Annotated in this window: 1 protein-coding gene; it reads right to left on the reverse strand. The window is 61.4% G+C overall.

The genetic code is table 11. The features are described 5' to 3' along the window. Window positions 1–1,001 (reverse strand): choline-sulfatase (gene betC / locus A2I95_RS42430; RefSeq protein WP_291738221.1); only part of this gene is annotated, 1,001 nt, incomplete at both ends.

Below are 1,001 nucleotides of genomic sequence, written 5' to 3' on the forward strand. Positions count from 1 at the left end.
ACTTGCCATAGCGCAGCGACACCAGCGGCGCATATGAGGCTTCGGCAGCATATTCGATGGCAACCGGTTCGGTCCGTTCCGTGCCGGTGGCCAGCGGAACCAGGTTCTGGCCGTCGGTCCAGGGCTCGATTTCAGTGATATCGACACCGGCCAGCGCGCCCAGCGTCGGAGTGACATCCAGGGTGGAGACCGGGGTTTCAATGAGGCCCGCTGGCAGGTCCGGCGCCGAGATCATCAGCGGCACGCGGGAGGAGCCGTCATAGAAGCTCATCTTGAACCAAAGGCCCCGCTCGCCCAGCATGTCGCCATGGTCGGAGACAAACAGGATGATCGCCTCTTGCCTTGTGGTTTCCAGCACATTCAGGATCTCGCCGATCTTGTCATCCAAATAGGAGATATTGGCGAAATAGGCGCGGCGGGAGCGTTTGATGTCTTCCTCAGAGATGTCAAAGCTGCGCCAGTCGTTGGCGTCAAAGATCCGCTTGGCGTGGGGATCGTGGTCCTCGTAGTCCATGGCGGGGACTTCGGGCAGCAGGTGCTCGCAATCCTCATACAGATCCCAGTATTTCTTGCGCGCCACATAGGGGTCATGCGGGTGGGTAAAGCTGACGGTCAGCGCCCAGGGGCGGTCGTCCAGCCCGCGCGACAGCTCATAGAGCTTGGCGGTAGCGTTGTAGGCAACCTCGTCGTCGTATTCCATCTGGTTGGAGGTTTCCGCCACCCCTGCCCCGGTGACGCTCCCCATGTTGTGATACCACCAGTCAATGCGTTCACCGGGCTTGCGGTAGTCCGGGGTCCAGCCGAAATCAGCCGGGTAGATGTCGGTGGTCAGGCGGTCCTCGAACCCGTGCATCTGGTCGGGGCCGACAAAATGCATCTTGCCTGAAAGGCAGGTGTAGTAGCCCGCGCGGCGCAGGTGGTGGGCGTAGGTCGGGATATCACTGCGGAACTCAGCGGCATTGTCATAGACACCGGTGCGCGACGGCAGCTGGCCGGACATG

It is taken from the genome of Leisingera sp. F5, from assembly GCF_001593695.1.